Below are 24,976 nucleotides of genomic sequence, written 5' to 3' on the forward strand. Positions count from 1 at the left end.
CGCCGCAGGAGGCACGGAGCCGACCCCGACCGCGCGCTCGACGCCTCTTCCGGGCCTCCTACGCGGAGCGCGTCCCGAACGCCTCGGGCGCGCGGCCGCGCGGCTGCCAGCGGATCGGCAGGTGCGTGATGCCGTTGTGGACGCTCGACCGCAGCCGCCGGGCGTCGCCGGCCGGCTCGATCGCGTCGAACCGGTCGAGGACGGCCGCGAACATCGCGCGCATCTGCATCCGGACCAGGTGCGCGCCCAGGCAGGCCCGCGGCCCGCGGCCGAGGGCGACGTGGTCGTTCGGCGCGCGCCCGACGTCGAACCGCGCGGGCTCCTCGAAGACCGGCTCGTCGCGGTTGGCGGAGGCGAGCCAGACGACGAGCCGCTCGCCCTTGCGGACCGGAACGTTGCCGACGACGGTGTCGGCGGTGGCCGTACGCCCGACGCGGATGACCGGGGACCACCAGCGCAGCACCTCCTCGACCGTGCCGTCGAGGAGGCCCGGGTCGGCGCGCAGGCGCGAGACCTCCGCCGGATTCTTCAGCAGGGCGAGCATCCCGCCGGACAGCCCGCCCTGGACGGTGTGGTTCGCCGCCGCCGCGAACATCCGGAAGAGACTCTCGAACTCCTCCGCCGGAACCGGGCCGTTCTTGCCGCCGGAGTGCTGCACGAGGACCGTCATGAGGTCCTCGGCGGGGTGCCGGCGCTTGTACTCGGCGAGCTCACCGGCGTAGAGACGCAGGTCGGGCAGCCCTCCGTCCGTCTCCGCGCCGGACCCGTCCGGCGCGGTCGCTCCCGCATCGGGGCCGCCCTGCGCCGCTCCCGCGCCCTGCCCGCCCCGCGCGGTCGCTTCGGTGCCGGGCCCGCCCGGTGCGGCCGTCTCCGGATCGAGCGGGCCGTGCGGCCGCGCGGCGACCGCCCGGCGGGCCATCTCGGTGCAGGCGGCCGGATCGGCCGTGGTCTCGGGGGAGTACCCGACCGGGTACCCGGCGACGGGACGGCCGGTGACCCGGTCGGACCAGTCGGACAGCAGCCACCGGTCGGAGTCCGGCACCCCGAGGAGGTCGGCGAAGCTCAGGAGCGGCAGATCCGCCGCGATCTCGGTCGCGAAGTCCGCCTCGCCCTTCTCGGCCACCGCGTCCACCAGGGCGTACGCCCGGCGCTCGATGCGCTCGGCCAGGCCCTCGACGTTGCGCGCGCCGAACGCCCGGGGCAGTCGCCGGCGCAGCCGGGAGCGTACGGGCGGGGCCGCGGCGGACGTGCTGCCCCGGCCGTGGCCGGAGTCGTCATCGGCGGACCCGCGCGCGGCGAAGAGCTTGGGATTGTGCAGGACGTGACACGCGTCGGCGTGCCGGAGCACCGCCCAGAACCCGGCGGGCTCGTGGTCGGCCGGTCGCTCCTCGATCCACACGACCGGCGTGGATCCGCGCAGCCGTGCCAGCGCGTCGTACGGCACGCCCCGGACGTAGGTGTCGGGACTGTAGATCAGGTCGGTATCCGAGACCGGTGTGGCGACTCGTCGTTGAGTCATGGATTCCCCTCCCGCGTCTAAGGACCGTATCCCGCACGCCGGTCGAAGACCAAGGGCCGGTTCCGGCCGTCACTTCGATCGCCTCGAGGACCGAGGGCCGCCGACGGGCGAGCCGGGAGGGCCGAGGGCCGTCGACGGGGTCAGCCGGGGGCCGGCCTCAGGCGGGGACGACCTTCACGCCGGCCTCTTCGAAGGCCCGGGTGTCGGCGCTCGCGTCGGTGACGAGGATGTCGATCTCGCCGATCCCGCAGATCTTGGCGAAGGCGCGTTCGCCCAGCTTGGAACTGTCCGCCGCGACGACGACCCGCTCCGCGCGGACCGCCATCTGCCGGTTGATGTTCGCCTCGTCCTCGTTGTGACAGGTGGCGCCGCGCTCCACGTCGAGGCCGCTGACGCCGAGGAACGCCATGTCGAGCGTCACCTGGTCGAACACGCCGTTCGCGAGCGGCCCGACCAGCTCGTACGACTGCGGCAGCGCCACCCCGCCGGTCAGCACGATCTTCACGTGCGGCCGTACGACCAGCTCGTTGGCGATGTTGAGGGCGTTCGTCACGATCGTGATGGCGGGGGCGCCGTTCTCGGCGTGCAGGTCGGCACGGGTGGCGAGGGCCCGCGCGACCTCGGTGGTGGTCGTGCCGCCGTTGACGCCGATGACCGCGCCCGGCTGGACGAGCTCGGCGGCGGCCGCTGCGATCCGCTGTTTCTCCGACGCCTGCCGGGCGCTCTTGTAGCGCAGCGGCAGGTCGTACGTGACCGTGTGGGCGACCGCGCCGCCGCGGGTGCGGGTCAGCATCTGCTGCTGCGCGAGCTGGTCGAAGTCGCGGCGGATCGTCGCCGTCGAGACGGTCAGCTCGGCGGCGGCCTCCTCGACACTGAGCCGTCCCCGGCTCGCCAGCAGCGACAGCAGGTCGTTCCAGCGCTCGTATCTGCTCACCCGCGCCTCCCTCCGCCAGTTGCTCAGAGCGATGGGCAGGGCGCAGGTCAACGATTAGACCACTTGCCACCCCTGAGCTTTGCTGATCGTACATCGCGCGGACCGCGCACGAATGTGCATGTGATCGGAGTGATGCCGGTGACCTGGGCAGGCGGTGGGGAACGAGACGTCTTCCGAGGTGACCGGCCTCAGGGCAGCAGCCACTCGCCGGTGCTCACGCTGACCAGGCCGTGCCGCGCGGCGACGATGACGGCCTCCCGCTGGGAGTGGACGCCGAGCTTGGTGAGCACGCTCTGCACGTGGCTGCGCGCGGTGCTGCGGGTGATCTCCATGCCGCGGGCGAGGGTCGCGGTGTTCTCGCCGCGGACCAGGCGGGTGAGGACCTCGCGCTCGCGGGGGGTGAGGTAGTTGGCGAGCCGCTGGGCCTCGGTACGCGGACGCGCCGGGAGCCGGCCCGCCGTCTCCGGATCGACGACGACCTCACCGGCGTGGACCCGGGCCAGCAGGTCGACGATCTCGCCGGCCTGCTGACCCTTGTGCGCGAAGCCGCGCACCCCCGCGGCCAGCCCCGTCTCGACCGTCCCCGGGTCCGTCGAGCCCGTCAGCACCACGAACCTGGTGCCGGGAACCGCCGCGACGAGCTCCGGCAGGCTGCCTAAGACCGAGCCGGTCGGGAACCTCAGGTCGATGAGGCACACGTCGGCGCGTACGCCCGGCAGCAGCCGCAGCGCGGCCTCGGGGGAGTAGACCACGCCGACCACGTCGTGTCCCTTCTCGCGCAGCACGACGGCGAGCGAGTCGGCGAACACGGCGTGGTCGTCGCAGATGAACACCCTCATGGGCGGTCCGAGGAGGGCAGCAGGATTCGCACGCGCGCCCCGCCGAGCTCGCACCCCCGTATCTCGATCAGACCGTCGTACTCGGACACCAGGTCGGCGACGATCCCCAGGCCGAGGGACGCCAGCCCGCCGGTCCCGGCTCCGAACCCGGGGCCGTCGTCGTCGACCTGGACGACCGTCCAGCCCGCCTCCACGCCCACACGCACCTCGACGCGGTCCCGCGCGATGCGGTGGGCGTTGTCCAGGACGTTGCGGACCGCGCGCCAGAGCGCGAGCGGATCGATGTGCGCCCAGGCCGGATCGCCCGTGTAGGAGACGCGCCGGGGCGAGGACAGCCGCAGCCCGGCGGTGATCTCGCCGACGAGCCGATCCACCCGTACCCGCTCCGGACCGGCCGGGACGGGACCCTCCTCCTCCGCGTCGAGCTGCCGGAGCAGATGGTCGAGCCAGCGCGTCTCGCCGAGCAGCGCCTCGACGCGCTCCCGGCTCACCGGGCCGATGTCGTCGGAGACCGCCACGGCGGACGCGAGCATGATGATCGTGCCGAGTTCGTGGCGGATGTCGTGCCGGATCCTGCGGCGCCACAGCGTGGCGTCGCAGGAGTCCCTGTCGAGCAGCGGTGATTGCGGCGCGCCGGTGGAACCCGCGACGCGGCCCGTGCGGGCGGACGCGTGCGGTGGCGAGGACCTGGCCTGCGCACTGATCATCGAAGACCCCCGTCTTGTGTAGTGACCGACCGTACCGACGGTCACCCTGTACGACGCGGGTGTCCAGGAGAGTGGCCGTAACCAGACCCAACCTGGCCACAGGTGGTCACGTCGTCACCGTGAGTGAACCGTGCTTGAAATCGCGGCGTCGGAAGGGAAACGCGGGTCAGCGCGGGGGGTCATCGCCCGGATCGGTGGGCGCGACCCCGGCGCGCATCGCGATGGTGATGGCCTCCACCGCCGAATGCGCGCCGAGCTTCGCCAGGAGGTTCTGGGTATGAGTGCGGACCGTGTTGGCGGACAGGCCGAGGCGCTCGGCCAGCCGCGTCCGGCTCATGCCGTCCACCATTCCCTGCAGCACCTGGCGTTCGCGGGGGGTGAGGTCGTTCAGCGCCCCTTCGCACTGTTCGCCCGGGGCCACCAGACGGCGCAGCACGTCGCCGAGGACGTCGGGCGGTATCCACCCGCCCCGGCCCGCCGCGCCGCGGATCACCCGCGCGACCAGGTCGGCGCTCTCGGTCTTGGGGACCCAGGCGACCGCGCCGTGCCGCAGGGCGGTCACGATCGGGGGGATGTCGGTGATCGCGCTGAGGATCACGACGCGCGCCTCCGGGCGCCGGCCCCTCAGGAGGTCGAGCGCGTCCAGCCCGCTCTCCTCGCCGAGGACGAAGTCGAGCACCACGACGTCGGGCGACTCGGTGGCGACGAGCGCCGCGGCGCGCCGGACGTCGCCCGCGACGGGGAGCACCTCAAGGTCGGGTTCCGCGGCCAGCCGGGCCGCGAGCGCCTCGGCGAAGAGCGCGTGATCGTCGACGATGAGGACACGGATCGACCTCATGAGAACCTCATGGGCCGAGGATGACGGACGGGACAGCCGCGCAGATCCCCCATTTGACGGAGACGACCCGGTGTTTTCGCCCCATTCCACCGGAGACCGGCTGGGCTTGGCGGCCGGACGCGTGCCCGTACGCCCTGCCCGGGCCGCGGGGTGGTCAGGCGATGGCGCCGCGTTCGCGGAGGGCGGCGATCTCGTCCTCGGTGAGGCCAAGGCCGGCGAGGGCGGCGTCGGTGTGCTCGCCCGGCCGGGCCGGGGGGCGGGGCGTCTCGGCGGCGGTGCGGCCGAAGCGCGGCGCCGGGGCCGGCTGGGGCAGGCCGCCGATGTCCACGAAGCCGTCGCGCGCCTGGTTGTGCGGGTGGGCGGGCGCCTCCCCGAGACCGAGCACCGGCGCCACGCAGGCGTCGGTGCCGTCGAAGATCGCGGTCCACTCGTCGCGGGTGCGCTGCTTGAAGACCTCGGTGAAGCGCGCCCGCAGCTCGGGCCAGCGCTCCTGGTCGAGCTGGGCGGGCAGGTCCTCGTCCTCCAGGCCCAGGCCGCGCAGCAGGGCGGCGTAGAACTGCGGCTCCAGGGCGCCGACGCTGACGTACCGGCCGTCGGCGGTCTCGTACGTGTCGTAGAACGGCGCACCGCCGTCGAGGAGGTTCGTGCCGCGCTCGTCGCGCCAGAGGCCCTGGCCGCGCATGCCGTGGATGAACGAGGTCAGCAGGGCAGCGCCGTCGACCATGGCGGCGTCGACGACCTGGCCCCGGCCGGACCGCGAACGCTCGTACAGCGCGGCGAGGATGCCGAGTGCGAGGAGCATGCCGCCGCCGCCGAAGTCGCCGATGAGGTTGAGCGGGGGGACGGGCCGCTCGCCCGCGTGACCGATCGGGTCGAGCGCGCCGGCGATCGCGATGTAGTTGATGTCATGACCGGCCATGGCGGCCATGGGGCCTTCCTGGCCCCAGCCCGTCATCCGGCCGTACACCAGGCGGGGGTTGCGTTCGTGGCAGACGTCGGGGCCGAAGCCGAGGCGTTCGGCGACGCCCGGGCGGAAGCCCTCGACGAGGACGTCGGCCGACTCGATGAGACGCAGGAGCAGGTCGACGCCGGCCGGATCCTTGAGGTTCAGCCCGATGGAACGGCGACCGCGGCTCAGCGGATCCGCGGTCGCCTCACCGCCGACGACCGTGGCCGCGCCGGCCACGGTGGACGGACGGTCGACGCGGAGCACGTCGGCACCCAGATCGGAGAGCACCATGCAGCCGAACGGCGCCGGCGCCAGGCTCGCGATCTCGATGACGCGAACACCGTGCAGTGGTCCCATGTTCACTCCTCAGGTCGGCCTCGCGGCTCACTCTAGAACGTGGTTCTAGAGGAGCGCGCGGCGGCCTGCGGGGACCGGGCATGAAAAGAACCCCGGACCTCGGCGGTGATGGGGGACCAGCGGGGACGTAGGGCGTGGCGCGAGAGGGCCTCGCGCCGTCAGGGGGTCACAGTGCGTTGACGAACCTCGACAAGGAGTTGCCCGCCGACACCAGCCCGCCGAGTGCGTTGTGCACGACGTGGGCTGCGCCATTGGGGGATGTAAGCAGGTAGAAGATGACAAAGGCTATAAGTGCCCAGGTCAGGTACTTCTTCATTGGCGCTCCCGCCTCCCATCGAACGCCGCTATTGTCGCCCATCTGTGGCGCGGACGGCAGTCATTCGTTGTCCAGTTCTTCCACCGGCCGGGCCGCCCCCGTGGGCGACCGCCCTCGCGGCCGTACGTCTCCTCCAGTTGAGTATCACCGCTTCCCAGTGTTCTGTCGCGTGTCAACTCTGACACAGATGCGTGCATCGAGACGACCCGTAGTGGGCGACCTTTGCCACGTTCCATTCAACGAATCGGACGTACCGGGCATGGTGCTGCTCAAACCCGTATGCAGGCGCGTCGTCCTCGCGGGAGTCCGAAAAGGATCCCGTCCAGATTCCTCCTGAGGGGCAGACGATTCTCTCGTCGCGTGCCGGTTCCCGCAGGTTCCCCGGCCGGCGGCCGGGGTGCGGCGATGTCCGTACGGGCGGCCGACAGTGGCCGTTCGGCCCCGCCGCGTGTACACCGCAGAGTGACGGAATGCATAGGGAGCCCCCCGCTGGGTAGTTGTCCGGTGCTGTGGCATGGCTCAGGGGGCGCCGTGGCCGCGGGGGACAGCCAGTGCGACACAGGGACCAGACGATCCGACAGCGCGCCACCGTCATCGCGATGACGGTGACGGGGGTCGTCGCGGTGTTGGTCTACATCGGGGTGCTCGCCCTGATCCAGTACCAGGTGGCCGACCGGCTCTCGACGGAGCTGACGTACACCACCCGGCAGGTGGCCGCGCTCGCCCGCGCCGGGCACCTGACCAATCCCGTCATCGTCGGCGGCCATCAGCTCGTCCAGGTGCAGAACGACCGGGGCCAGGTCGTCGCGGCGACCCGGAGCGTGTCCGGGCTGCCCGCCCTGCACGCCCGCCGGCCCGCCGACGGCGAGCGCATCGAGCAGCGGGTGTGCGTGGACCGGCGCCACTGCCTCACGGTGGTCTCCCAGCGGGTGACCGGTCCGGGCCAGGCGGTCATCATCCACTCGATCGCGCCGGAGCCGGGACTGTTCCCGCGTCCGGGCCTGGCCGTCCTGCTGGCGCTCGGCATCCCCGTCAGCATCGGCGTGGGCGGCGTCTGGCGGTGGTGGGCCGCCGGGCGGCGGCTGCGGCCGATCGAGGCGCTGCGCGACGAACTCGACGCGATCAACGCCGCGGACCTGCGGCGGAGGGTCTCGATGCCGCAGCGGCGCGACGAGTTCTACTGGCTGGCGATGGCCGTCAACGCGACCCTCGACCGGCTGGAGGCGGCCGTCGAACAGCAGCGCCGTCTCGTCTCCGACGTCTCCCACGACCTGCGCAGCCCGATCGCCGGGCTCCGCGCCGAACTGGAGGTCGCGCTGATCGACCCGGAGGGCACCGACCTGCGGGAGGCGCTCGGCAGGACGCTCACCAACATCGACCGGCTGCAGAACATCGTGACCGAACTGCTCGCGCTCGCGCGCCGCGACGCGGGCCTGCCCAGCCGCAACGGCCCCGTCGAGCTCGGCGACCTGGCCGAACGCGAGGTACGCCGCGTGCCACGGCGGATCACCGCGAAGGTCGTCACCGAGCCGGGCGTGGTGGTCCGGGCGAACCGGCTGGACATCAGCCGGGTGCTCACCAACCTCCTCGACAACGCCGCGCGGCACGCCGAGGCCGAGGTCACCGTGACCGTACGGCGCGAGGGCGGCGAGGCGGTCGTGGAGGTGTTCAACGACGGCAAGCCGATCCCTCCGGCCGACCGCGAACGGATCTTCGAGCGGTTCATCCGGTTGCCGGACGCGCGGCAGCGCGACCCGGGCGGCAGCGGCCTCGGCCTGGCGATCTCCCGCGATATCGCGCACGCCCACGGCGGCACGCTGACCCTCACCGACAACGACAAGGGTGCCTGCTTCGTGCTGACTCTTCCCCTGCTGTCAGAGTTATCCGCATGAATGCTGTGGTCTTCGACCTCGACGGCGTGCTCGTCGACTCCGAACCGGTCTGGGAAGAGGTACGGCGGGCGTTCGTCGCCGACCACGGTGGGCGGTGGCAGCCCGACACCCAGCAGCGCCTGATGGGGATGAGCACCTCCGAGTGGGCCGCCTACCTGAGCGGTGAGCTCGGCGTCCGGATGCCGGCCGACGAGGTCGCGCGCGGAGTCGTCGAGCAGATGGCCCGCCGGTACGAGGACGGCGTCCCGCTGATGCCGGGCGCCGTCGAGGCCGTACGGCGGCTGGCGGCCCGCTGGCCTCTCGGGCTGGCCAGCTCCTCGCCGCGCCTGCTCATCGACGTCGTCCTCGACCGTACGGGACTCGCGGCGTCGTTCCGGGCGACCGTCTCGACCGAGGAGGTCGCCCGGGGCAAGCCCGCGCCCGACGGGTACCTCCTCGCCGCCCGCAGGGTCGGCGTCGACGCCGCCGCCTGTGTCGCCGTCGAGGACTCCAGCAACGGCCTGCGGTCCGCGCACGCCGCCGGGATGCGCGTGATCGCGGTGCCGCACCCGAAGTACCCACCGGCCCCGGACGCCCTCGCCCTGGCGGCGTACGTCGCCGAGGACCTGGGGGACCTCACCCCCGAGCGCGTCGCCGCCACGATGGACGCCGACGCCTGATCAGGGGGCCTCGCTCCCGGGCGCGTCGCCGCCGCGCTGGACGCCGACGCCTGATCAGCGGGCGGCCTGCCAGGCGGTCAGGCCCTCCGGGGTGAGGAAGGCGTCGAAGGCCAGCTCCGAGGCTCCGACGAGGGTCGCGTCCCCGCCCAGCGCGGCCGGGAGCACCTGCGGCGGCTCGTCGCGTCGGAAGGCCATGAGGCCGGTCTCGTAGGCGGCCTGGAAGGTGTGCGCCGCCTGCTCGTGGAGCCGTACGCCCAGGCCGGACAGGGTCACCCGCTGCGGGTCGAGCGCGTTGACGAGGGCGGCGGTGCCGGCTCCGAACGCGCGGGCGACCTCGTCGAGCGCGGCGGCGCAACGAGGGTCGCCCGCGGCGGCGCCGGCGAGGATCCGCAGGGCCTCCGCGCGGCCGCGCGCCGGCTCGACCGGGATCCCCATCGCCCGCAGCAGCGCGTTCGCGCCGACCTGGAGCGCCCAGCACCCGACGGCGCCGCAGTCGCACGGCAGGTCCGAGCCGCCCAGCGGCATGTGGCCGACCTCCCCGGTCGTGCCGCGCGCGCCCCGCAGCGGGCTCCCGTCGACGAGCAGGGTGCCGCCGAGGTCGAAGTCGACGTGGAAGTGCAGGCCGACGGCGACGCCGCGGAGCGCGCCGCGCCGGGCCTCCGCCAGGCCGGCGAGCGCGGCGTCGTTGCCCAGGAAGACCGGCGTGGGGCCCGCCCGCAGGATCTCCGCCGCCGGGACGTCGCGCCAGGACAGGTGCGGGATGTCCACGACGCGGCCGTCCCGGATCGGGCCGGGCAGCGCGACGCCGACGCCGACGACGCGGGAGCCGAGCTCGGTGAGGTGCCGGTCGATCGCCGCGGCCAGGCCGCCCAGGGCGGTCTCCGGTGGGTTCCCGGGATGCGGGCGTTCCTCGCGCACGGTGAGATCCCCGCCGATCTCGGCCGTGGCGATCGTCCAGGCGTCCTCTCGCAGGTCGACGGCCAGGGCGAGGGGGCCCTCGGGGTGCGGGCCGAGGATCGCGGTGGGGCGGCCGCGCGCCCGCTGCGGCGCGGGCCGCTCCTCGGCCAGCCGCGCCTCGGCCAGGTCGGCGACCAGGACGGCGGCCGTTCCGCGCGAGAGTCCCAGACCGCGGGTGAGCTCCGAGCGGGTGGCCCGGCCCGCCCCGTCGTGCGCGGCCCGCAGGAGGCGCGCGAGGTTGTGCGGGCGAAGCTCGCCGCTGGTCGTCGCTCCGGTCACCGTACGCACCCGTCGATTGTGTCAGCCCGCTCTCATCGATTATGTTCTCGGCGAGAGCAAATTAGGAGGGGACCGTGTTCGATTCCGTGGCCAGGCGCGCCCGCGTCGGCGTCTTCGGCTACTTCGGGCTCTGCGGCCTGAACGTCGGCATCTGGGCCGCGAGCCTGCCCGCCCTCGCCGACCGGCTCGACCTGAGCCCCGGGCGGACCGGCACCGCGCTGCTCCTGGTCTCCCTCTCCGCGCTCGTCTCGATGCAGGCCGCGGGACGACTGGCGGACCGCTGGTCGAGCCGGCGGCTCACCTGGGTGGCCGGCCCCCTGCACGCCCTCCTCCTGCTCGGACCGGCGCTCGCGGGCTCCTACTCGGCGCTCCTCGCCGGCGCGGTCGTCTTCGGCCTCGGGTTCGGACTGCTCGAGGTCGGCATGAACGCCCATGCCGTCGAGGTCGAGGTCCGCTACGGCCGGCCGATCATGTCGGCGTTCCACGGCATGTGGAGCCTCGGCGGCGCGGTCGGCGGCGTCGTCACGTCGGCCGGGCTGGGCGGCGGCCTCGGCGTCCAGACCCTGCTCGTCGGCACGGCGTTCACCATGGCGGCGCTGTTCCTCCTCCCCGCCCGCCTTCTCCTCCCCGGCAGCCCGGCGCGCGACGCGGCGGACGCGTCTCCGGCGGCCAGCGCGGAGGCAGACGCGTCTGCGGCGGCGCGTACGGGGCGCGGCCGCGTCCCCGCGGTGATCCTGCTGCTGGGGGTCGTCATGCTCGCCGGCGCGATCTGCGAGGGCGGCGCGATGGACTGGGCGGCGATGCACGCCCGCCGGGTGCTGGGCGCCTCGGCGGACCTGGCGCCGCTGTCCTTCACGGTGTACTCGGTGGCGATGACCACCATGCGGCTTCTCGGCGACCGGCTCCGCGGCCGACTCGGCGCCGGGCGGACCCTGCGCCTGGCGGGCGCCGTCGCCGCCGGCGGCTACGCGCTCGTGCTGCTGGCCCCCTCCGCCGGGGGCGCGGCGTTGGGATGCGCGTGGGCGGGCTGGATCCTCGTCGGGATCGGCCTGGCGACGGTCGTGCCGGTGGGCTTCAGCTCCGCCGGGGCGGACCCGGCCTCGGCCGGCCGGACCATCGCGCTGCTGACCAGCTTCACCTACGGCGGGCTGCTGGCCGGTCCGGCGATCATCGGCCACCTCGCCGAGGCGACCTCACTGCGGACCGCGCTGGCCCTCCCCGGGGTCCTCGCCGTCTTCGTCGCGCTCGCGGGCCCTCCGGCCATCGCGGTCCTCGCCGCCCGCCGGACCCCCGCCCCCGACTCCGCGGCGCCGGCGAGGGCGTCCTGACCGTCAGGCCGTCCAGGGCGCCCCGTACGCCGACCCCTTCCGTCCCGCCTCCGCCGCTGAGGCGAGGGCGGGCCGAAGGGGCCGGTCACGGCGCCGGGCGAGGGGCGGATCCGGTGCTGGCGCGCAGCACGACGGGGGGCGTGAGCAGCCGGTCGCGCGGCGGCGCGCCAGCGTCGGCGACGCGCTCCAGGAGCAGCTCGATGGCGATCCGGCCCATCTCGTGGGCGGGCACGTCGGCCGCGGTCAGCGCGGGGGTCACGGCCTCGGCCCACCGGGCGCCGGCGATGCCCGTGACGGAGACGTCCTGGGGGATCCTGCGACCGGCGTTCGCGAGCCCACGGTAGAGCCCTCCCAGGGACGCCTCGTTCACGGTGACGATGCCGGTGGTCTCGGGATCGTCGGCCAGGATCCGCTCCGCGCACCGCTCGCCCGCCATGGCGTCGTCGTCGCACGGATAGGCGGCACCGGTGAGCCCGAGGTCCCGGACGGCGCGCTCGAAACCGTCCTGGCCGCGGTGGGCCGACTCGTATCCGGCCCGCAGCAGCGTCTCGGACCGGTTGACGAACGCCAGGCGCCGATGGCCGAGGTCGGAGAGGTGCTGGACGCACCGTCGTACGAGCGTCCGGTGGTCCAGGTCGACCCAGGCGGTGCCGTCCGGTTCGCCGGTGCGGCCTATGGTCACGAAGGGGAAGCCGCTCTCCCGCATGCGCTCGACGCGGGCGTCCCGCAGCCGGATCTCCATGAGGATCGCGCCGTCGACGCGCCGCTCGCCGATCAGCCGCTGGAAGGACTGCTCCTCACCCGCGTCGGCGACGGACAGCAGCACGTCGTAGTCGCGGGCGGCGGCGGCCTCCGTGACGCCGCCGATGAAGTTCAGCTGCATGTCGGTGTAGTGGCTGCCCGCCGGAGGGAACACCAGGCCCAGGGTCCTCGTCTCCCCGCGGGCCAGCGCGCGGGCGAAGGCGTTGGGCCGGTACCCCATCTCGTCGATGACCTGCTGGATGCGGCGGCGGGTCGCCTCCGAGACCGGTCGCTTGCCCGACAGGGCGTAGGAGACGGTGCTGCGCGACACCTTGGCGCGGCGCGCCACCTCACGGATGTTCACCGACGAAGATTCGAGCCGACTCAAACATGCCTCCGGAGGAGAGTTCACGAGCGCCCGGCCGGATCCGCGGGCGCGAACCGGTTCGGTACGAGGATCAGTCTAGCGAGCCGCCCTTATTGACCTCTTCTGCCACCGGGCCTAGGGTCTGTCGAACCGAAAGGCGAACCGGTTCGACCCATCGGCCGGGCCGATCGCACGGCACCCCCTGGCGGACCGAGGCCGGCACCGCGTGGCCCGGTCGGCGCTGCACGCGATTCGGCGTGAGAGGAGAAGCCCCGTGAGGACACCACCGTTGAAACGACGCATCGTCGGCTGCGGTCTCGTCACCGTCGCGCTGGCCGGGAGCATGCTCGGCTGCGCGTCGTCCGGCGATGACACGGGGCAGGCGTCCGGCGGCGGCACGTACACGATCTGGGACCCGTACCCGCAGTTCGACGGCGGCTCGGCCTGGGCGCGGCTGCTCGCCAAGTGCGGCAGCGGTGCCGGGGTGACCGTCAAGCGGACCGGATACGACACGAGCGACCTGACCAACAAGGCGCTGCTCGCGGCGCAGCAGGGCAACGCCCCGGACGTGCTGATCGTCGACAATCCGGTCGTCTCGACCCTGGCCCAGGCGGGCGTGCTCACCTCGAACGACGAGACCGGGATCGACACGTCCGCGATCGAGCCGAACCTGCTCGGCGCCGGCCGGATCGGCGGGAAGACCTACGGCACCCCGATCGGCGCGAACACGCTCGCCCTCTACTACAACAAGGCGGTGCTCAAGAGCGCGGGCGTCGACGTCGCGTCGGTGCGGGACTGGGCCTCGCTGACCGCGGCGCTCGCCAAGGTGACCGCGGCGGGGAAGAAGGGCATCACGTTCTCGGCCATCGGCACCGAGGAGGGGAGCTTCCAGTTCCTGCCGTGGTTCTGGGGCGCCGGAGCGCAGCTGACGCGGCTCGACTCCCCGGCGGGCGTCTCGGCGGTGTCGCTGTGGACGGACTGGGTGAAGAAGGGGTACGCCCCCAACTCGGTGCTGAACAACACCCAGACGACGAGCTGGCAGGAGTTCGCGACCGGCAGGTTCGCGTTCGCCGAGAACGGCACCTGGCAGCTGGCGAACGCGAAGAAGGCCGGCTTCGACTACGGCATCATCCCGATCCCGGGCGCGCAGGGCGGGACGGCGCCCGCGCCGACGGGCGGTGAGTTCGTCACGGTGCCGGTGCAGAAGAAGACCGGCCGCTACGCCGCCTCCGAGAAGATCGTGGCCTGCCTGACCAGCACCGACAACCTCTACGCGACCGACACGACGCTGTCGTACATCGCGCCGACCGGCGCGGTCCAGGCCAAGCAGGTCGCCGCGACCCCGGCGCTGAAGGTCTGGGCGGACGCCGTGCACGCGGCGAAGGCGCGTACGGGCGACGATCTCGGCACCAAGTACCCCCGGATCTCCGAGCCGATGTGGACGGCGGTGCAGGCGGCCCTCAGCGGTTCGAAGCAGCCGCAGGCGGCGCTCACCGCCGCGCAGTCCACCGCGGCGACCGCGACCCGGTGAACGCCCGGTCGCGACGAGGGTCCTCCGGCCAGTGGGCGGCCTGGGCGTTCCTCGCCCCCGTCACCGTCTACCTGCTGCTCTTCTACGCCTACCCCCTCTACCGCAATCTCGACCTCAGCCTGCGGAACTACACCGTGCGCTCGTTCGTGCAGGGCGACGCCCCCTTCGTCGGAGGGAAGAACTACGGCACCGTCCTGCGCGACCCGGTCTTCGGGCCCGCGCTCTGGCACACCGTCGTGTTCACCCTCGTGTCGCTGGCGTTCCAGTTCACGATCGGCATGGCCCTGGCGGTGTTCTTCGCCCGGCACTTCCGGCTGTCGGCGACGCTGCGCGCGCTGTTCCTGGTGCCGTGGCTGCTGCCGTTGATCGTGTCGGCGTCGACCTGGTCCTGGATGCTGAACAGCGAGTCCGGCGTGGTGAACGCCGTGCTGCGCTGGGTGGGCGTCGCGCCGGTCGACTGGCTCACCTCGCCCCAGTGGTCGCTGACCTCGGTGATCATCGCGAACGTCTGGATCGGCATCCCCTTCAACCTCGTCGTGCTCTACAGCGGCCTGCAGACGATCCCCGCGTCCCTGTACGAGGCCGCCGCGCTGGACGGGGCGAACGGCCGGCAGCGGTTCTGGCGGGTGACCTTCCCGCTGCTCCGGCCGGTCTCCGCCATCACCCTGCTGCTGGGACTGGTCTACACGCTGAAGGTCTTCGACATCATCTGGATCATGACCCGGGGCGGCCCGGCGGACTCGTCCACCACGTTCGCCACCTGGTCCTACCGCCTCGGCTTCGGCAACCTCCTGCCCGCCTTCGGCCCCGGCGCGGCGGTCGGCGACCTGCTGATCCTGATCGCCCTCGTCTTCGGCCTGATCTACATCCGCATCCAGCGAAGGCGGCAGCTCACATGACCGGCAGGACGACCTGGTGGAAGACAGGCGTGGGTCTCGTGCTGACCGCGCTGATGCTCTTCCCCGTCTACTGGATGATCAACGTGTCCTTCACCCGGGACCAGGACATGCGCAAGGACCCGCCGGACTGGTTCCCGTTCCACGGCACGGTGGAGGGGTACCGCGCCGTCATCGACCAGCAGCTGCCGTACCTGGGCACGAGCCTGCTGATCGGCCTGGGCACGGTCGCGTTGACCGTCGTCCTGGCGGCGCCGGCCGGCTACTCGCTGGCCAAGCTGCGCCCCCGGGGCGGGGGCGCGCTGAGCTTCGTGCTGCTGATCGCGCAGATGATCCCCGGGATCATCATGGCGATGGGGTTCTACGCCATCTATCTCTCCCTGGGCGTGCTCAACTCCCCGGTGGGCCTCGTCGTCGCCGACTCCACGATCGCCGTCCCCTTCGGCGTGCTGATCTTCACGGCGTTCATGTCCGGCATCCCGGATGAGCTCCTGCAGGCGGCCAGGATCGACGGCGCGGGGAGGTTCCGCGTCTTCTGGTCGATCGTCCTTCCGGTGAGCCGGAACGCGATCGTCACCGTCTCGCTGTTCGCCTTCCTCTGGGCGTGGTCCGACTTCATCTTCGCCGGCACGCTCGACGGCGGCGGCGACCGCCGGCCGATCACCCTGGGGATCTACCACTACATCGGCAACAACAACCAGCAGTGGAACGCGATCATGGCGACCGCGGTCGTGGCCTCGATCCCCGCGACGGTGCTGCTGATCGTCGCGCAGCGCTACGTCGCCGCCGGCGTCACGGCCGGAGCGGTGAAGGACTAGTGGACTCCCCGCTCGAGAGGAATGAGAGACCGTTCATGCCGGGCCCGGCCTTCTCCGTCCAGGAGATCCCCTTCAGCCACCACGGTTCGTGGTTCGACGTCTCACCGGTCATCGCGCAGAACGTCCGCGCGGACGATCTGCACCTCGTCTCGCACCAGACCGGCATGCACCCGATCCTGCGGTTCACGCCCACGGCGGGCGGTGCCCCCGTACGGACGACGGTCGAGGCGACGCCGAGCCGGCTCGGCTGGGCCGGTGACGGCGGGCGCGTCGACCTCGCCTACGAGGGGACCGACACGATCCGGCTGCGCGGACGTGGCCTCGGCCTGCGCGTCGGCGCGGCCGAGCCCGAGCTGACGCCCTTCAGCGGCACGTACCTGTACCGCGATCCCGTCGACGGCGCGCACGTCTTCACCACGTACGAGACCGGGCGGCGGTACCGGGTGACGGTGCTGTCCGGCCGCGCCGAGGACGCGGTCGGCGTGCAGTGCCTGGGCCACGGCGAGCGCGGCCTCCTGCTGACCGGTGACGGCGAACGCTGGGAGGCCGCCATCGAGGAGTTCGACAGCGCCCGGCGGCCGTACACGCCCTCCGCCGCCTTCGACGAGGTCGTCGCGGCGGTGGAGAGGGAGTTCGCCGCCTTCGCCGACGCGGTCGCCCCGTGGCGCTCCGCCCGCACCCCGGCCGCCGAACTCGCCGCGTACGTGCTCTGGTCCGCCACCGTACGGCCGGCCGGGTTCCTGCGACGCCCGGCCGTGCTCATGTCGAAGCACTGGATGGACAAGGTCTGGAGCTGGGATCACTGCTTCAACGCGCTCGCGCTGGCGGCGGGCGCCCCCGAGCTGGCCTGGGACCAGTTCCACCTCGTCTTCGACCACCAGGACGACACGGGCGGCCTGCCCGACTCGGTGACCCACTCGGAGGTCCTCTACAACTTCGTGAAACCGCCCATCCACGGCTGGGCCCTCCGCCGTCTCCGGGAACGCCTTCCCGCTGGCCTCGATCCGTCTCAGCTGTCCCTGGCGTACCGGCGGATCGAGGCGTGGACGAACTTCTGGCTCACCGCCCGGCGCGCCCCCGGCGAGTCGTTGCCGCACTACCAGCACGGCAACGACAGCGGCTGGGACAACGCGACGACCTTCGATCCCGGCCACGTCATCCAGACCTCGGACCTGGCGGCGTTCCTCATCCTGCAGATGCGCGAACTCGCCGGCCTCGCCGCCGAACTCGGGCGCGCGGACGACGCCGCCGGGTGGCGGCGGGCCGCCGACCGGATGCACGCCGACCTGCTGGAGCAGCTGTGGACGGGTGAGCGGTTCGTGGCCCGCGCGGTCGGGTCAGGCCGCACGTGGGGCGGTTTCAGCCTGCTCGACCTCATGGCGATCGTGCTGGGCGAGCACCTGCCTCCCGGCCTGCGCTCCGCGCTCGCCGAGCGGATCGAGGCGCACCTCACGCCGTACGGCCTCGCGTCCGAACTCCCCGCCTCCGATCACTACCGGGCCGACGGGTACTGGCGAGGCCCCATCTGGGCGCCCTCCACCGTGCTGATCGAGGACGGCCTGCGCCGGGGCGGGCGCGCCGACCTCGCCGACGAGGTGAGCGACCGCTTCCGCGCGCTGTGCGAGAGGTCGGGCTTCGCGGAGAACTTCGACGCCCTGACCGGCGCCGGGCTCCGGGACCGCGCCTACACCTGGACCGCGAGCGCCTATCTGATCCTCGCCGAGGCCTACGAACGCCGCCGCGCCGCGGGCTCGTGACCGCGCCGGGCGGAAGGAGCGGTGCGGGTCCGGACTCGGGGACGGTGGGCTGATTCGTCCCGAGGTGGGTGTTCCGTGCGACGATCGTGTCGTGAAGATCCTGATTCGAGTGGTCATCACCGCCGTCGCCCTCTGGGTGGCGACGCTGGTGGTCAACGGCATCGACGTCACGGCCGCCACGACACCGCGAAAGGTCGGCACGCTGATCGTCGTCGCGGTGGTGTTCGGCCTGATCAACGGATTCCTCAAGCCGATCATCAAGACCGTCGGCTGCGCGTTCTACGTCCTGACCCTGGGACTGTTCGCGCTGGTCGTCAACGGCCTGCTGCTGTGGCTGGCGAGCTGGGCGGCGGGCAGGATGCACCTGCCGTTCCACGTGTCCGGCTTCTGGGCGGGGTTCTGGGGCGCGATCGTCGTCGGCGTGATCAGCTGGCTGCTCAACCTGTTCGTCCACGACGACGAGGACTGAGCCCGCGGGACGTCCGTCAGAGGAGGCCGGCGTCCTTGAGGTGACTCGTGTCGTTGAACGTCACGAGGCGCAACTCCTCGTCCTCACGGGCCCAGACGGTGAGCGAGGCGTTGGCCACGACGCTGCGCTCGATGTCGAGCAGCTCCTCCTCGGAGAGGCGCTCGATGATGTACCGCGTCAGGACGACGATCGCGTCGTGCGCGACGACGAGGACCCGGCCGCCGGGGTGCTCCCGCTCGATGTCGGCGAGGACGCTCCGCAGCCGCAGGGCCACGTCGGCCCACGACTCCCCGGCGGGCGGCCGGTAGTAGAACTTCCCGAGCCTGCGCTTGCGCTCCGCCTCCTCGGGGTGGCGCGCCTGGATGCCGCGCTGCGTCAGCATGAACAGCACGCCGAGCTCGCGGTCGCGCAACCGCTCGTCCAGGACGACCGGTGGCGGGTCGGCCAGCTGCTCCAGGGCGAGCCGCGCGGTGTCCCTCGCCCGCAGGTACGGCGAGCAGACCACGGCCGTCGGCCGCTCCTCCGGGGGCAGCGCGGCCAGCCGGCGGCCGAGCGCGGTCGCCTGCTCCCGCCCGAGCGGGGACAGGGGGACGTCGGCGTCGCGCAGGGTCATGTCGACCGCGTCGAGCCCGCGGGCCGCCGCGTCGTGCGCGGCGACGTTGCCGGTGCTCTCGCCATGCCTGGCCATGCCCAGCCACTGGAGTGACCTCACAGCACCGTGACCTTACCCGGACATCTCAGGACGCGGGACAGGTCTCCCCGCACGTGAGGCGGATCAGCATCTGCAGGAACACCTGCTGGACCTGCCGTGGGTCGAGGGTCACGAACGCCTGCCCGCCGGTCGCCGCGGCGATCCGCTGCAACGGGCCCGGGTCGACGTCCGGCCCGAACGCGATCGGAACGATCGCCACCGGCCGCATCGGGTCCCCGGCACGGGCGAGCTCCTTCACGAGGGTCTGCAGCGAGATCGTACGGCCCGGGTCGTAGTTCATCCCGTCGGTCAGCACGACCACGACGTTGTTGTGATCGGGCTGGTAGGTCCGAACCGCCTCCTGGTAGGCGGCCAGTACCGAGTCGTACAGGCCGGTGCGGCTGCCCGGCACCGGCGCCGCCGCCCCGAAGGAGCGTTCCAGCAGGTCGCGCTGGGTGCCCGCGCCCACCTTGTCGCTGAGCGTGCGGTACGGCACGATCCGGCGGTAGTCGCGGGCGCCGTCGAGCCCGGTGGAGAACTCCCAGAGCGCGACCTGGGAGTTGTCACTGAGGATCTTGATCCCGCCGGTGGCGACCTTGGCGGTGGCCTGCATGCGCGTGTCCCGGGTCCCCGGGACCGGGTCGCTCATGGAGGGCGAGACGTCGAGGAGGATCAGCATGCGCGCGCCGAGCACCGTACGCTGCCACATCTGCAGGACCCGGCCGGCGTTGACCGGGTCGGGCGCCGGCAGCCGGGCCGGAGCGCGGGCCACGACGCCGTACCGCTCGTCGAAGCCGGTGCCGGCCACGCCGTCGGGAGTGCGCAGCCCGAGCCCCTGCAGCGCGACACGGGTCTGGGACTGGGCCAGTGTGGTCTGGAAGTCCTCGACCGTCTGAGAGCGTTGCCGGTCGGTCGTCGTGGAGACGTAGGGGAAGTCGAGCGCGATCGTGCCGCCGCCCGGGTACAGCGCGGCGACGGGTGGGGCGTCGCCGGCGTGCGCGTGCCGCCAGACCGACTGTTCGGACAGGACGACCGCGGTCGGCGGCCGGGAGGGCGAGGCGATCTGCGCGTACGCGGCCCGCTCGTCGGGGAGGGCGGCGCCGAGGTCGGAGTAGAGGGTGACGGCGAAGGTGGACAGCCCGCTCCGGCCCGAGCCCGCGGCGTGCTGCGCGAGCAGCAGCGCGCCGAGACCGGCGGCGTCGCCGGCGGGGTCGAGGAACCGGACCCGGAGGGCGGGCGGCGGGCCGCCGGTCCCGGGCAGCCGGGGGGACAGCAGGAGCCGCCAGGTGGCGGTGGTGGGCGCGTGACCGCGCGGCACCGCGAGGACGAGCGGCGACATCGCGACCGACGCGCCGGACGCCCGTACGGCGGCGGCGCCGGCGGCGGTGCGGCGGGCGATCGGGAGCCACAGGGACGAGTCGGGGATCCACGCATCGGGGCGGGGCGCGCCGGGCTCGGATCCCTGACCGGACAGGGCGGCCGCGACGTCGGAGGGCCGCTGCCGGGTGATCGTGACACGGCACGCGTCTCCGGAGTCGTACCGGCGTGCGGCCTGCTCGATCGCCGGGGCGATCGACGGGGCGACCGCGACGGTGATCGCCCGGCCGTCGCACCGGCTCGGGCCGGAGCCGAGCGAGCACGCGGCCAGGGCGGGCAGCATCACCAGCAGCGTGCCCAGTGCCTTGGTCCCGGTGGCGCGGCGAGAATAAGGCATCCGCGGTGTCCGTCCGCTCATTGACGGCTTCCCGTCACCCGTCGGAAGAATTATCCAGTCGGCACCTGCGAATAACGCTCACTTCCGGACATTCCGCCTGAGGGGTCTCGACGGGCCGCATCCCTTACGCCACCGGCGTCCCGGACGTCGCATGATGAAACGCCAAACACACGACGGCGACCGTTTCCGGACATAACAGAATGAGATGACTGAAGTGCGGAATAACGGCTGACTAGACTCTTCGCCGTGGGACGTCATGTCTCGCCGCAGCGCATGCGGTCGCTCCGCGGGGTGACGGTCCTCGCCCTCGTCGGGATCGTCGTCCTGACCGGCGTCCTGGCCTTCGCCGGCCACTCCATCTGGGTGCGGGCCCGTGAGCCGGCACCGCCGCGGCGGACGACCGCGGCCGTCCCCGCCGCGACGCTCGCGCTGTCCGTCACCGGCCCGCGGTGCCGCGTCTTCGTCGGCGTTCCCGGCGGGGACATCCTGGTGAACCGCACCCTCGTGCGCGGGCAGACCCTCTGGTTCGCCGACGCGCGCCTCAACGTGGTGCTGAGCGACGCCGGGGCGGTCGACGTGTACGTCAACGGCGTCCGGCGCCCGCCGGGCGAGCAGGGCCGACGCGTCGCGTTCACCGCCGTGCGCGGCTGACGCCCCCTGGGCGAGCAGGGCGGGGCGCATCGGCTACCACCGTGCGCGGCCGACGCCCGCCGCGCTCGCGCCGGCCGTTCCCGTGCCGGTGAACGCCCTCGTCCGAGACCGCCGTGGGCGGTCTCGGACGAGGGCGCGGACCGGTCAGTTACGGGAGGCGCGGCGCTTGCGGGAGAGCTCGGCGCCGCCGACCGCCGCGACGACGAGGACGGCGCCCAGGCCGACCCACCACCAGCCCGCGCTGGAGGTCTTCGCGGTCTTCTGCGCGGCCGGGGTGCTCGACGGCGTGGCCGCCGCCGACGGGTCGCTGTCGGCCGTCGACACGGCGGGCGCGGATCCGGCCGGGGCGGGCGCCGACGCGCCCCCGCCCACGACCGTGAACTTGTACTCGCCCGTGACCGGGTGCCCGTCCTCGGCGACGACGCGCCAGCCGACCGTGTAGACGCCGGCGGGCAGGACGCCGGCCACCCGCTCGGTCACGTTGGCGCCCGCCGCGTGCGCCTTGCCGGACTCGTGGTGGCCGCCCTTGGCGTCCAGCAGGACGACGCCCGGGAACCGCACCGGCCCGGCGTAGGTCAGCTTGATCTGGGCCGGCGACGCCACCTTGGCGCCCTTGGCGGGCTTCGCCGCGACGAGCGTGGTGTGGGCGGACGCGGGCGGCGCCGTGAGGAGGCAGCCGGCGGCCACGGCGGCGGTCGCCGCCGCCAGCCGGGTGAGGGACCTCCGGCCCGCCCGCGAGAGGCGGGGGAGTCGCGGGATGTGCATGGGATCTCTCCGTTCGTGATGCTCGCTGAGCGTGCGGGGTGACCGGATCGGCCGGACCCGGGAGGAGGAGGAACGTGCGGCCCGGTGTTCAGCCGGACGCCGGGCACGGAGCGGGCGGTCCGCGCCGGGTGAGGACGTGGCGCAGGCCCCGATCCGGTGGACGGGCGGCAGAGCCGGTGGCCGCGTGCCGCCGGTACGGGGCCGGCGGCGGGGGAGCGGGCGTCGCCAGCAGCGCGCGCAGCGGTCGTACGGCGGCGGCCGCGGCCCTCCTGGCGAGCCGCCACACGGCGCGCTCGCCGCGCCGCAGCCACCAGGCGGAGACGACGGCCGCGGCCACGTGCGCGAGCGTCATCGCGGGGGCGCCGTGGGAGCCGTGGACCCCGGCATGGTGGGTCAGGTGCTGGCCGTGCTGTGCGGCGGCGAACAGCACGTGCAGCATGAACTGCCCGCCGAGCAGCCCGGCCAGGATCGTGCCCAGGGACCGCTCGGTGCCCGCGAGGACGGCGGCGACGACGGTCAGCCCGGCGAGCCCCGCGCCGACCGCCGCGGACGGAACCGGCCCGTGCGAGGCGACGGCGTGTCCGGCCACGGCGAGGGCCGTGCAGACGGCCGCGAAGACCACCGCGCGGGCCAGACGGAACACCGGATCGTTGGGCATGACCCCTCCATCCTCCCATCGCCGCGCTCCCGGGGACGGTTCGGCGAGGCTATTGACGTTGGGGATCATCCGTATCTAATTTTCATTAGGCCGAATCCGTCCGTTGATTCTTTACAACCCACGAACGCGGCAGGAGAGTCCATGCCCTCGCTCGTCCGCCGGTCCGCCCGTACGCGCCCTCGGGTCGTCACCGGGCTCGCCCTCTTCGTCGCCGCGCTGGCCGCCGGTCCGCCCGCGCACGCGGCCGGCGCCGGAGGGGCGTCGCTGCGGGTCATGACGTACAACCTCCAGGCCGGCGCGGGCGCCGACCACGTCTTCGACCTCGAACGCCAGGCCCGCGCGATCGAGGCGCAGCATCCCGACGTCGTCGGGCTGGAAGAGGTCGACGTCCATTGGGGGACGCGCAGCGACTACGCCGACGAGGCGTCCTGGCTCGCCCGGCGGCTGCACATGCGGGTGTTCTTCGCGCCGATCTACACGCTTCCGCCCGACCGGGCCGGCGCGCCCGACCGGGAGTTCGGCGTCGCGGTGCTGTCCAGGTTCCCCATCCTGCGCGCGGAGAACCACGAGATCACGCGGCTGTCCACGCAGGTGGCGAACCCCGTACCGGAGCCGGCCCCCGGCTTCCCCGAGGTGCTGATCAAGGCGCGCGGAAAGCGGATCTGGGTCTACGACACGCACCTCGACTACCGCGCCGACCCCTCCGTACGCCGGGCGCAGGTCGCCGACATGGCGGCCATCATGGCGCGGCGGCAGGGTCCTAAGCTGCTGCTGGGGGACTTCAACGCCGAGCCGGACGCGCCCGAGCTCGCGCCGCTCTGGACGCGGCTGAACGACGCGCTGACGGTCGCCGGGCAGTCCGCGACGCCCACATTTCCGGCCGACGCCCCGGTCAAGCGCATCGACTACATCACCTTCACCCCGGGCCCGCGTGTCACCCGCGCGTTCGTACCGGACACGCTCGCCTCCGACCACAGGCCCGTCGTGGCCGACCTGAGGGGAATTCGCTGATGACGACACGACGTGGAGTGCTCCGTGGCATCGCCGCCGGCGGCGCGGCCGTCCCGCTCGCCGCGCTCGGCTCGACGGGCGCCCAGGCCGACCCGGCCGCACCCGCCGCACGAGGCGGCGGGGTCCGTACGGGCTTCGAGATGCTGCGCGCCGGGGGCTACCGCGAGCTGCGCGGCCAGAAGGTCGGAATGGTCGCCAACCCGACGGCGGTGATCCGTGACCTGAGCCACGAGGTGGACGTCATGCACGGGTCCTCCGGGGTGGACCTGGCCGCGGTGTTCGGCCCGGAGCACGGGTTCCGGGGCTCGGCGCAGGCCGGCGGATCGGAGGGGTCCTACAAGGACCCGCGCACCGGCATCCCCGTCTACGACGCGTACGCCAAGACCCCGGAACAGATCGCCGACTACTTCACCAAGTCCGGCATCGACACCGTGGTCTTCGACATCCAGGACGTCGGCGCGCGCTTCTACACCTACATCTGGACGATGTTCGACTGCATGCGGGCGGCGATCCAGGCGGGCAAGCGCTTCGTCGTGCTCGACCGGCCGAACCCGCTCGGCGGCGTCGAGGCGACCGGCCCCGTGCTGCACACCGAGTACGCCTCCGGCGTGGGCCGCGAGCCGATCGCCCAGCAGCACGCCATGACCGTGGGCGAGCTCGCCCGCCTGTTCGACGGCGAGTTCCTGGGCGGGAAGGCGAAGCCGCAGGTCGTCCAGATGCGCGGCTGGCGGCGCGGCATGACGTGGGAGGAGACGGGCCTGCCCTGGGTGCTGCCCTCGCCGAACATGCCGACGATCAACACCGCGGTGGCCTACCCCGGCATGGGCCTGTTCGAGGCGGTGAACCTCTCGGAGGGGCGCGGCACCACCGTGCCCTTCGAGATGGTCGGCGCGCCGTACGTCGACTGGCACTGGGCCGACGACCTGAACGGCCTGGGCCTGCCCGGCGTGCGGTTCCGCGAGGCCTACTTCGCGCCCACCTTCAGCAAGTGGGTCAACCAGAACTGCGGCGGCGTGCAGCTGTTCGTCACCGACCGGCGGCGCTTCGACCCGATCCGCACCGCCCTCGCCATGATCATCAGTGCCCGCCGGCTCTACCCGAAGGACTTCGCCTGGCGGGAGAGCAAGGCGCCCTACTGGATCGACCTCCTGACCGGATCCGACCAGGTCCGCACCGCGATCGACGGCGGCGCGACCATCGACCAGGTCGTCGCCGGGTGGCAGGCCGACCTGGCGCGGTTCCGCGCCCAGCGGCAGCGCTACCTGCTGTACCGCTGAACCCCTTCCGCTCCCGTACCGCTCTCCTCCCTGCCCCCGCATCCCCCAGGAGATAC

At 73.1% G+C, this 24,976-nt stretch carries 24 protein-coding genes; 11 read left to right on the forward strand and 13 right to left on the reverse strand.

The window, feature by feature from the left end; all coding sequences use genetic code 11:
• Positions 1–58: 58 nt before the first annotated feature.
• From NE234_RS30850 to NE234_RS30880, 7 genes are all read right to left on the reverse strand, one after another.
• Entirely contained in the window at positions 59–1,519 is a 1,461-nt protein-coding gene (locus tag NE234_RS30850; protein WP_252784368.1) for a cytochrome P450, read from the reverse strand.
• Positions 1,520–1,676: 157 nt separating this feature from the next.
• Entirely contained in the window at positions 1,677–2,453 is a 777-nt protein-coding gene (locus NE234_RS30855) for a DeoR/GlpR family DNA-binding transcription regulator (RefSeq protein WP_252784370.1), read from the reverse strand.
• A 188-nt stretch (positions 2,454–2,641) separates the two neighbouring features.
• Complete coding sequence (locus tag NE234_RS30860) at positions 2,642–3,292, reverse strand: response regulator (protein ID WP_252784372.1); 651 nt, start codon at positions 3,290–3,292, stop codon at positions 2,642–2,644.
• Positions 3,289–3,999, reverse strand: coding sequence for an ATP-binding protein (locus NE234_RS30865; protein WP_252784374.1), 711 nt, complete (start codon positions 3,997–3,999; stop codon positions 3,289–3,291). Before NE234_RS30865 ends, NE234_RS30860 begins: the two co-directional genes overlap by 4 nt.
• Before the next feature lie 166 nt (positions 4,000–4,165).
• Complete coding sequence (locus tag NE234_RS30870; protein WP_252784376.1) at positions 4,166–4,837, reverse strand: response regulator transcription factor; 672 nt, start codon at positions 4,835–4,837, stop codon at positions 4,166–4,168.
• A 154-nt stretch (positions 4,838–4,991) separates the two neighbouring features.
• Positions 4,992–6,143, reverse strand: a complete 1,152-nt coding sequence (locus NE234_RS30875; protein WP_252784378.1) for a CaiB/BaiF CoA transferase family protein — start codon at positions 6,141–6,143, stop codon at positions 4,992–4,994.
• Positions 6,144–6,309: 166 nt separating this feature from the next.
• The gene (locus NE234_RS30880; protein WP_252784379.1) at positions 6,310–6,459 is read right to left on the reverse strand and encodes a hypothetical protein; all 150 of its coding nucleotides are present in this window, start codon (positions 6,457–6,459) and stop codon (positions 6,310–6,312) included.
• 551 nt (positions 6,460–7,010) lie between these two features.
• Between NE234_RS30880 and NE234_RS30885 the strand changes: the two genes are divergently transcribed.
• Together NE234_RS30885 and NE234_RS30890 are read left to right on the forward strand one after the other, a co-directional pair.
• Positions 7,011–8,351 carry a sensor histidine kinase gene (locus NE234_RS30885; protein ID WP_252784381.1) on the forward strand — a complete coding sequence of 447 codons (1,341 nt, stop codon included), beginning with the start codon at positions 7,011–7,013 and terminating at the stop codon, positions 8,349–8,351.
• Positions 8,348–9,010, forward strand: coding sequence for an HAD family hydrolase (locus NE234_RS30890; RefSeq protein WP_252784382.1), 663 nt, complete (start codon positions 8,348–8,350; stop codon positions 9,008–9,010). Before NE234_RS30885 ends, NE234_RS30890 begins: the two co-directional genes overlap by 4 nt.
• A gap of 54 nt (positions 9,011–9,064) precedes the next feature.
• Here the strand turns inward: NE234_RS30890 and NE234_RS30895 are convergent, their stop codons facing one another.
• Positions 9,065–10,255: an ROK family protein gene (locus tag NE234_RS30895; RefSeq protein ID WP_252784383.1), complete on the reverse strand. Its 1,191-nt coding sequence runs from the start codon at positions 10,253–10,255 to the stop codon at positions 9,065–9,067.
• 65 nt (positions 10,256–10,320) lie between these two features.
• On the opposite strand from NE234_RS30895, the gene NE234_RS30900 reads away from it, so the two are divergent.
• A complete protein-coding gene (locus tag NE234_RS30900) occupies positions 10,321–11,574 on the forward strand; it encodes an MFS transporter (RefSeq protein WP_252784384.1) in 1,254 nt (417 codons plus the stop codon).
• A gap of 85 nt (positions 11,575–11,659) precedes the next feature.
• Here the strand turns inward: NE234_RS30900 and NE234_RS30905 are convergent, their stop codons facing one another.
• Positions 11,660–12,679, reverse strand: coding sequence for a LacI family DNA-binding transcriptional regulator (locus NE234_RS30905; RefSeq protein ID WP_252784385.1), 1,020 nt, complete (start codon positions 12,677–12,679; stop codon positions 11,660–11,662).
• A 277-nt stretch (positions 12,680–12,956) separates the two neighbouring features.
• Here NE234_RS30905 and NE234_RS30910 point away from each other — a divergent pair, with 277 nt between their 5' ends.
• From NE234_RS30910 to NE234_RS30930, 5 genes are all read left to right on the forward strand, one after another.
• On the forward strand, positions 12,957–14,213 hold the full coding sequence (locus NE234_RS30910) for a sugar ABC transporter substrate-binding protein (protein WP_252784386.1): 1,257 nt from the start codon (positions 12,957–12,959) through the stop codon (positions 14,211–14,213).
• On the forward strand, positions 14,210–15,112 hold the full coding sequence (locus tag NE234_RS30915) for a carbohydrate ABC transporter permease (protein ID WP_252784387.1): 903 nt from the start codon (positions 14,210–14,212) through the stop codon (positions 15,110–15,112). Before NE234_RS30910 ends, NE234_RS30915 begins: the two co-directional genes overlap by 4 nt.
• Complete coding sequence (locus NE234_RS30920; protein WP_252784388.1) at positions 15,109–15,927, forward strand: carbohydrate ABC transporter permease; 819 nt, start codon at positions 15,109–15,111, stop codon at positions 15,925–15,927. The genes NE234_RS30915 and NE234_RS30920 overlap by 4 nt, the downstream gene beginning before the upstream one ends.
• 35 nt (positions 15,928–15,962) lie before the next feature.
• A complete protein-coding gene (locus tag NE234_RS30925) occupies positions 15,963–17,684 on the forward strand; it encodes an amylo-alpha-1,6-glucosidase (protein ID WP_252784389.1) in 1,722 nt (573 codons plus the stop codon).
• A 91-nt stretch (positions 17,685–17,775) separates the two neighbouring features.
• Positions 17,776–18,153, forward strand: coding sequence for a phage holin family protein (locus NE234_RS30930; RefSeq protein ID WP_252784390.1), 378 nt, complete (start codon positions 17,776–17,778; stop codon positions 18,151–18,153).
• Between the two features lie 16 nt (positions 18,154–18,169).
• Here NE234_RS30930 and NE234_RS30935 read toward each other — a convergent pair whose 3' ends face one another.
• Both NE234_RS30935 and NE234_RS30940 read right to left on the reverse strand, forming a co-directional pair.
• Entirely contained in the window at positions 18,170–18,841 is a 672-nt protein-coding gene (locus NE234_RS30935; protein WP_252784391.1) for a histidine phosphatase family protein, read from the reverse strand.
• 49 nt (positions 18,842–18,890) lie between these two features.
• A complete protein-coding gene (locus NE234_RS30940) occupies positions 18,891–20,558 on the reverse strand; it encodes a substrate-binding domain-containing protein (RefSeq protein WP_252784392.1) in 1,668 nt (555 codons plus the stop codon).
• Between the two features lie 246 nt (positions 20,559–20,804).
• On the opposite strand from NE234_RS30940, the gene NE234_RS30945 reads away from it, so the two are divergent.
• Complete coding sequence (locus tag NE234_RS30945; protein ID WP_252784393.1) at positions 20,805–21,209, forward strand: DUF4115 domain-containing protein; 405 nt, start codon at positions 20,805–20,807, stop codon at positions 21,207–21,209.
• Positions 21,210–21,353: 144 nt separating this feature from the next.
• Here the strand turns inward: NE234_RS30945 and NE234_RS30950 are convergent, their stop codons facing one another.
• Both NE234_RS30950 and NE234_RS30955 read right to left on the reverse strand, forming a co-directional pair.
• Positions 21,354–21,974: a copper resistance CopC family protein gene (locus NE234_RS30950; protein WP_252784394.1), complete on the reverse strand. Its 621-nt coding sequence runs from the start codon at positions 21,972–21,974 to the stop codon at positions 21,354–21,356.
• An 88-nt stretch (positions 21,975–22,062) separates the two neighbouring features.
• Entirely contained in the window at positions 22,063–22,632 is a 570-nt protein-coding gene (locus NE234_RS30955; protein ID WP_252784395.1) for a hypothetical protein, read from the reverse strand.
• Between the two features lie 141 nt (positions 22,633–22,773).
• Here NE234_RS30955 and NE234_RS30960 point away from each other — a divergent pair, with 141 nt between their 5' ends.
• Both NE234_RS30960 and NE234_RS30965 read left to right on the forward strand, forming a co-directional pair.
• The gene (locus tag NE234_RS30960) at positions 22,774–23,643 is read left to right on the forward strand and encodes an endonuclease/exonuclease/phosphatase family protein (protein WP_252784396.1); all 870 of its coding nucleotides are present in this window, start codon (positions 22,774–22,776) and stop codon (positions 23,641–23,643) included.
• Positions 23,643–24,920 (forward strand): exo-beta-N-acetylmuramidase NamZ family protein, encoded by a 1,278-nt coding sequence (locus NE234_RS30965; RefSeq protein ID WP_252784397.1) that lies wholly within the window; start codon positions 23,643–23,645, stop codon positions 24,918–24,920. Before NE234_RS30960 ends, NE234_RS30965 begins: the two co-directional genes overlap by 1 nt.
• Positions 24,921–24,976 lie beyond the last annotated feature (56 nt).

Source organism: Actinoallomurus rhizosphaericola, from assembly GCF_024055675.1.
Classification (GTDB): Bacteria; Actinomycetota; Actinomycetes; order Streptosporangiales; family Streptosporangiaceae; genus Actinoallomurus; species Actinoallomurus soli.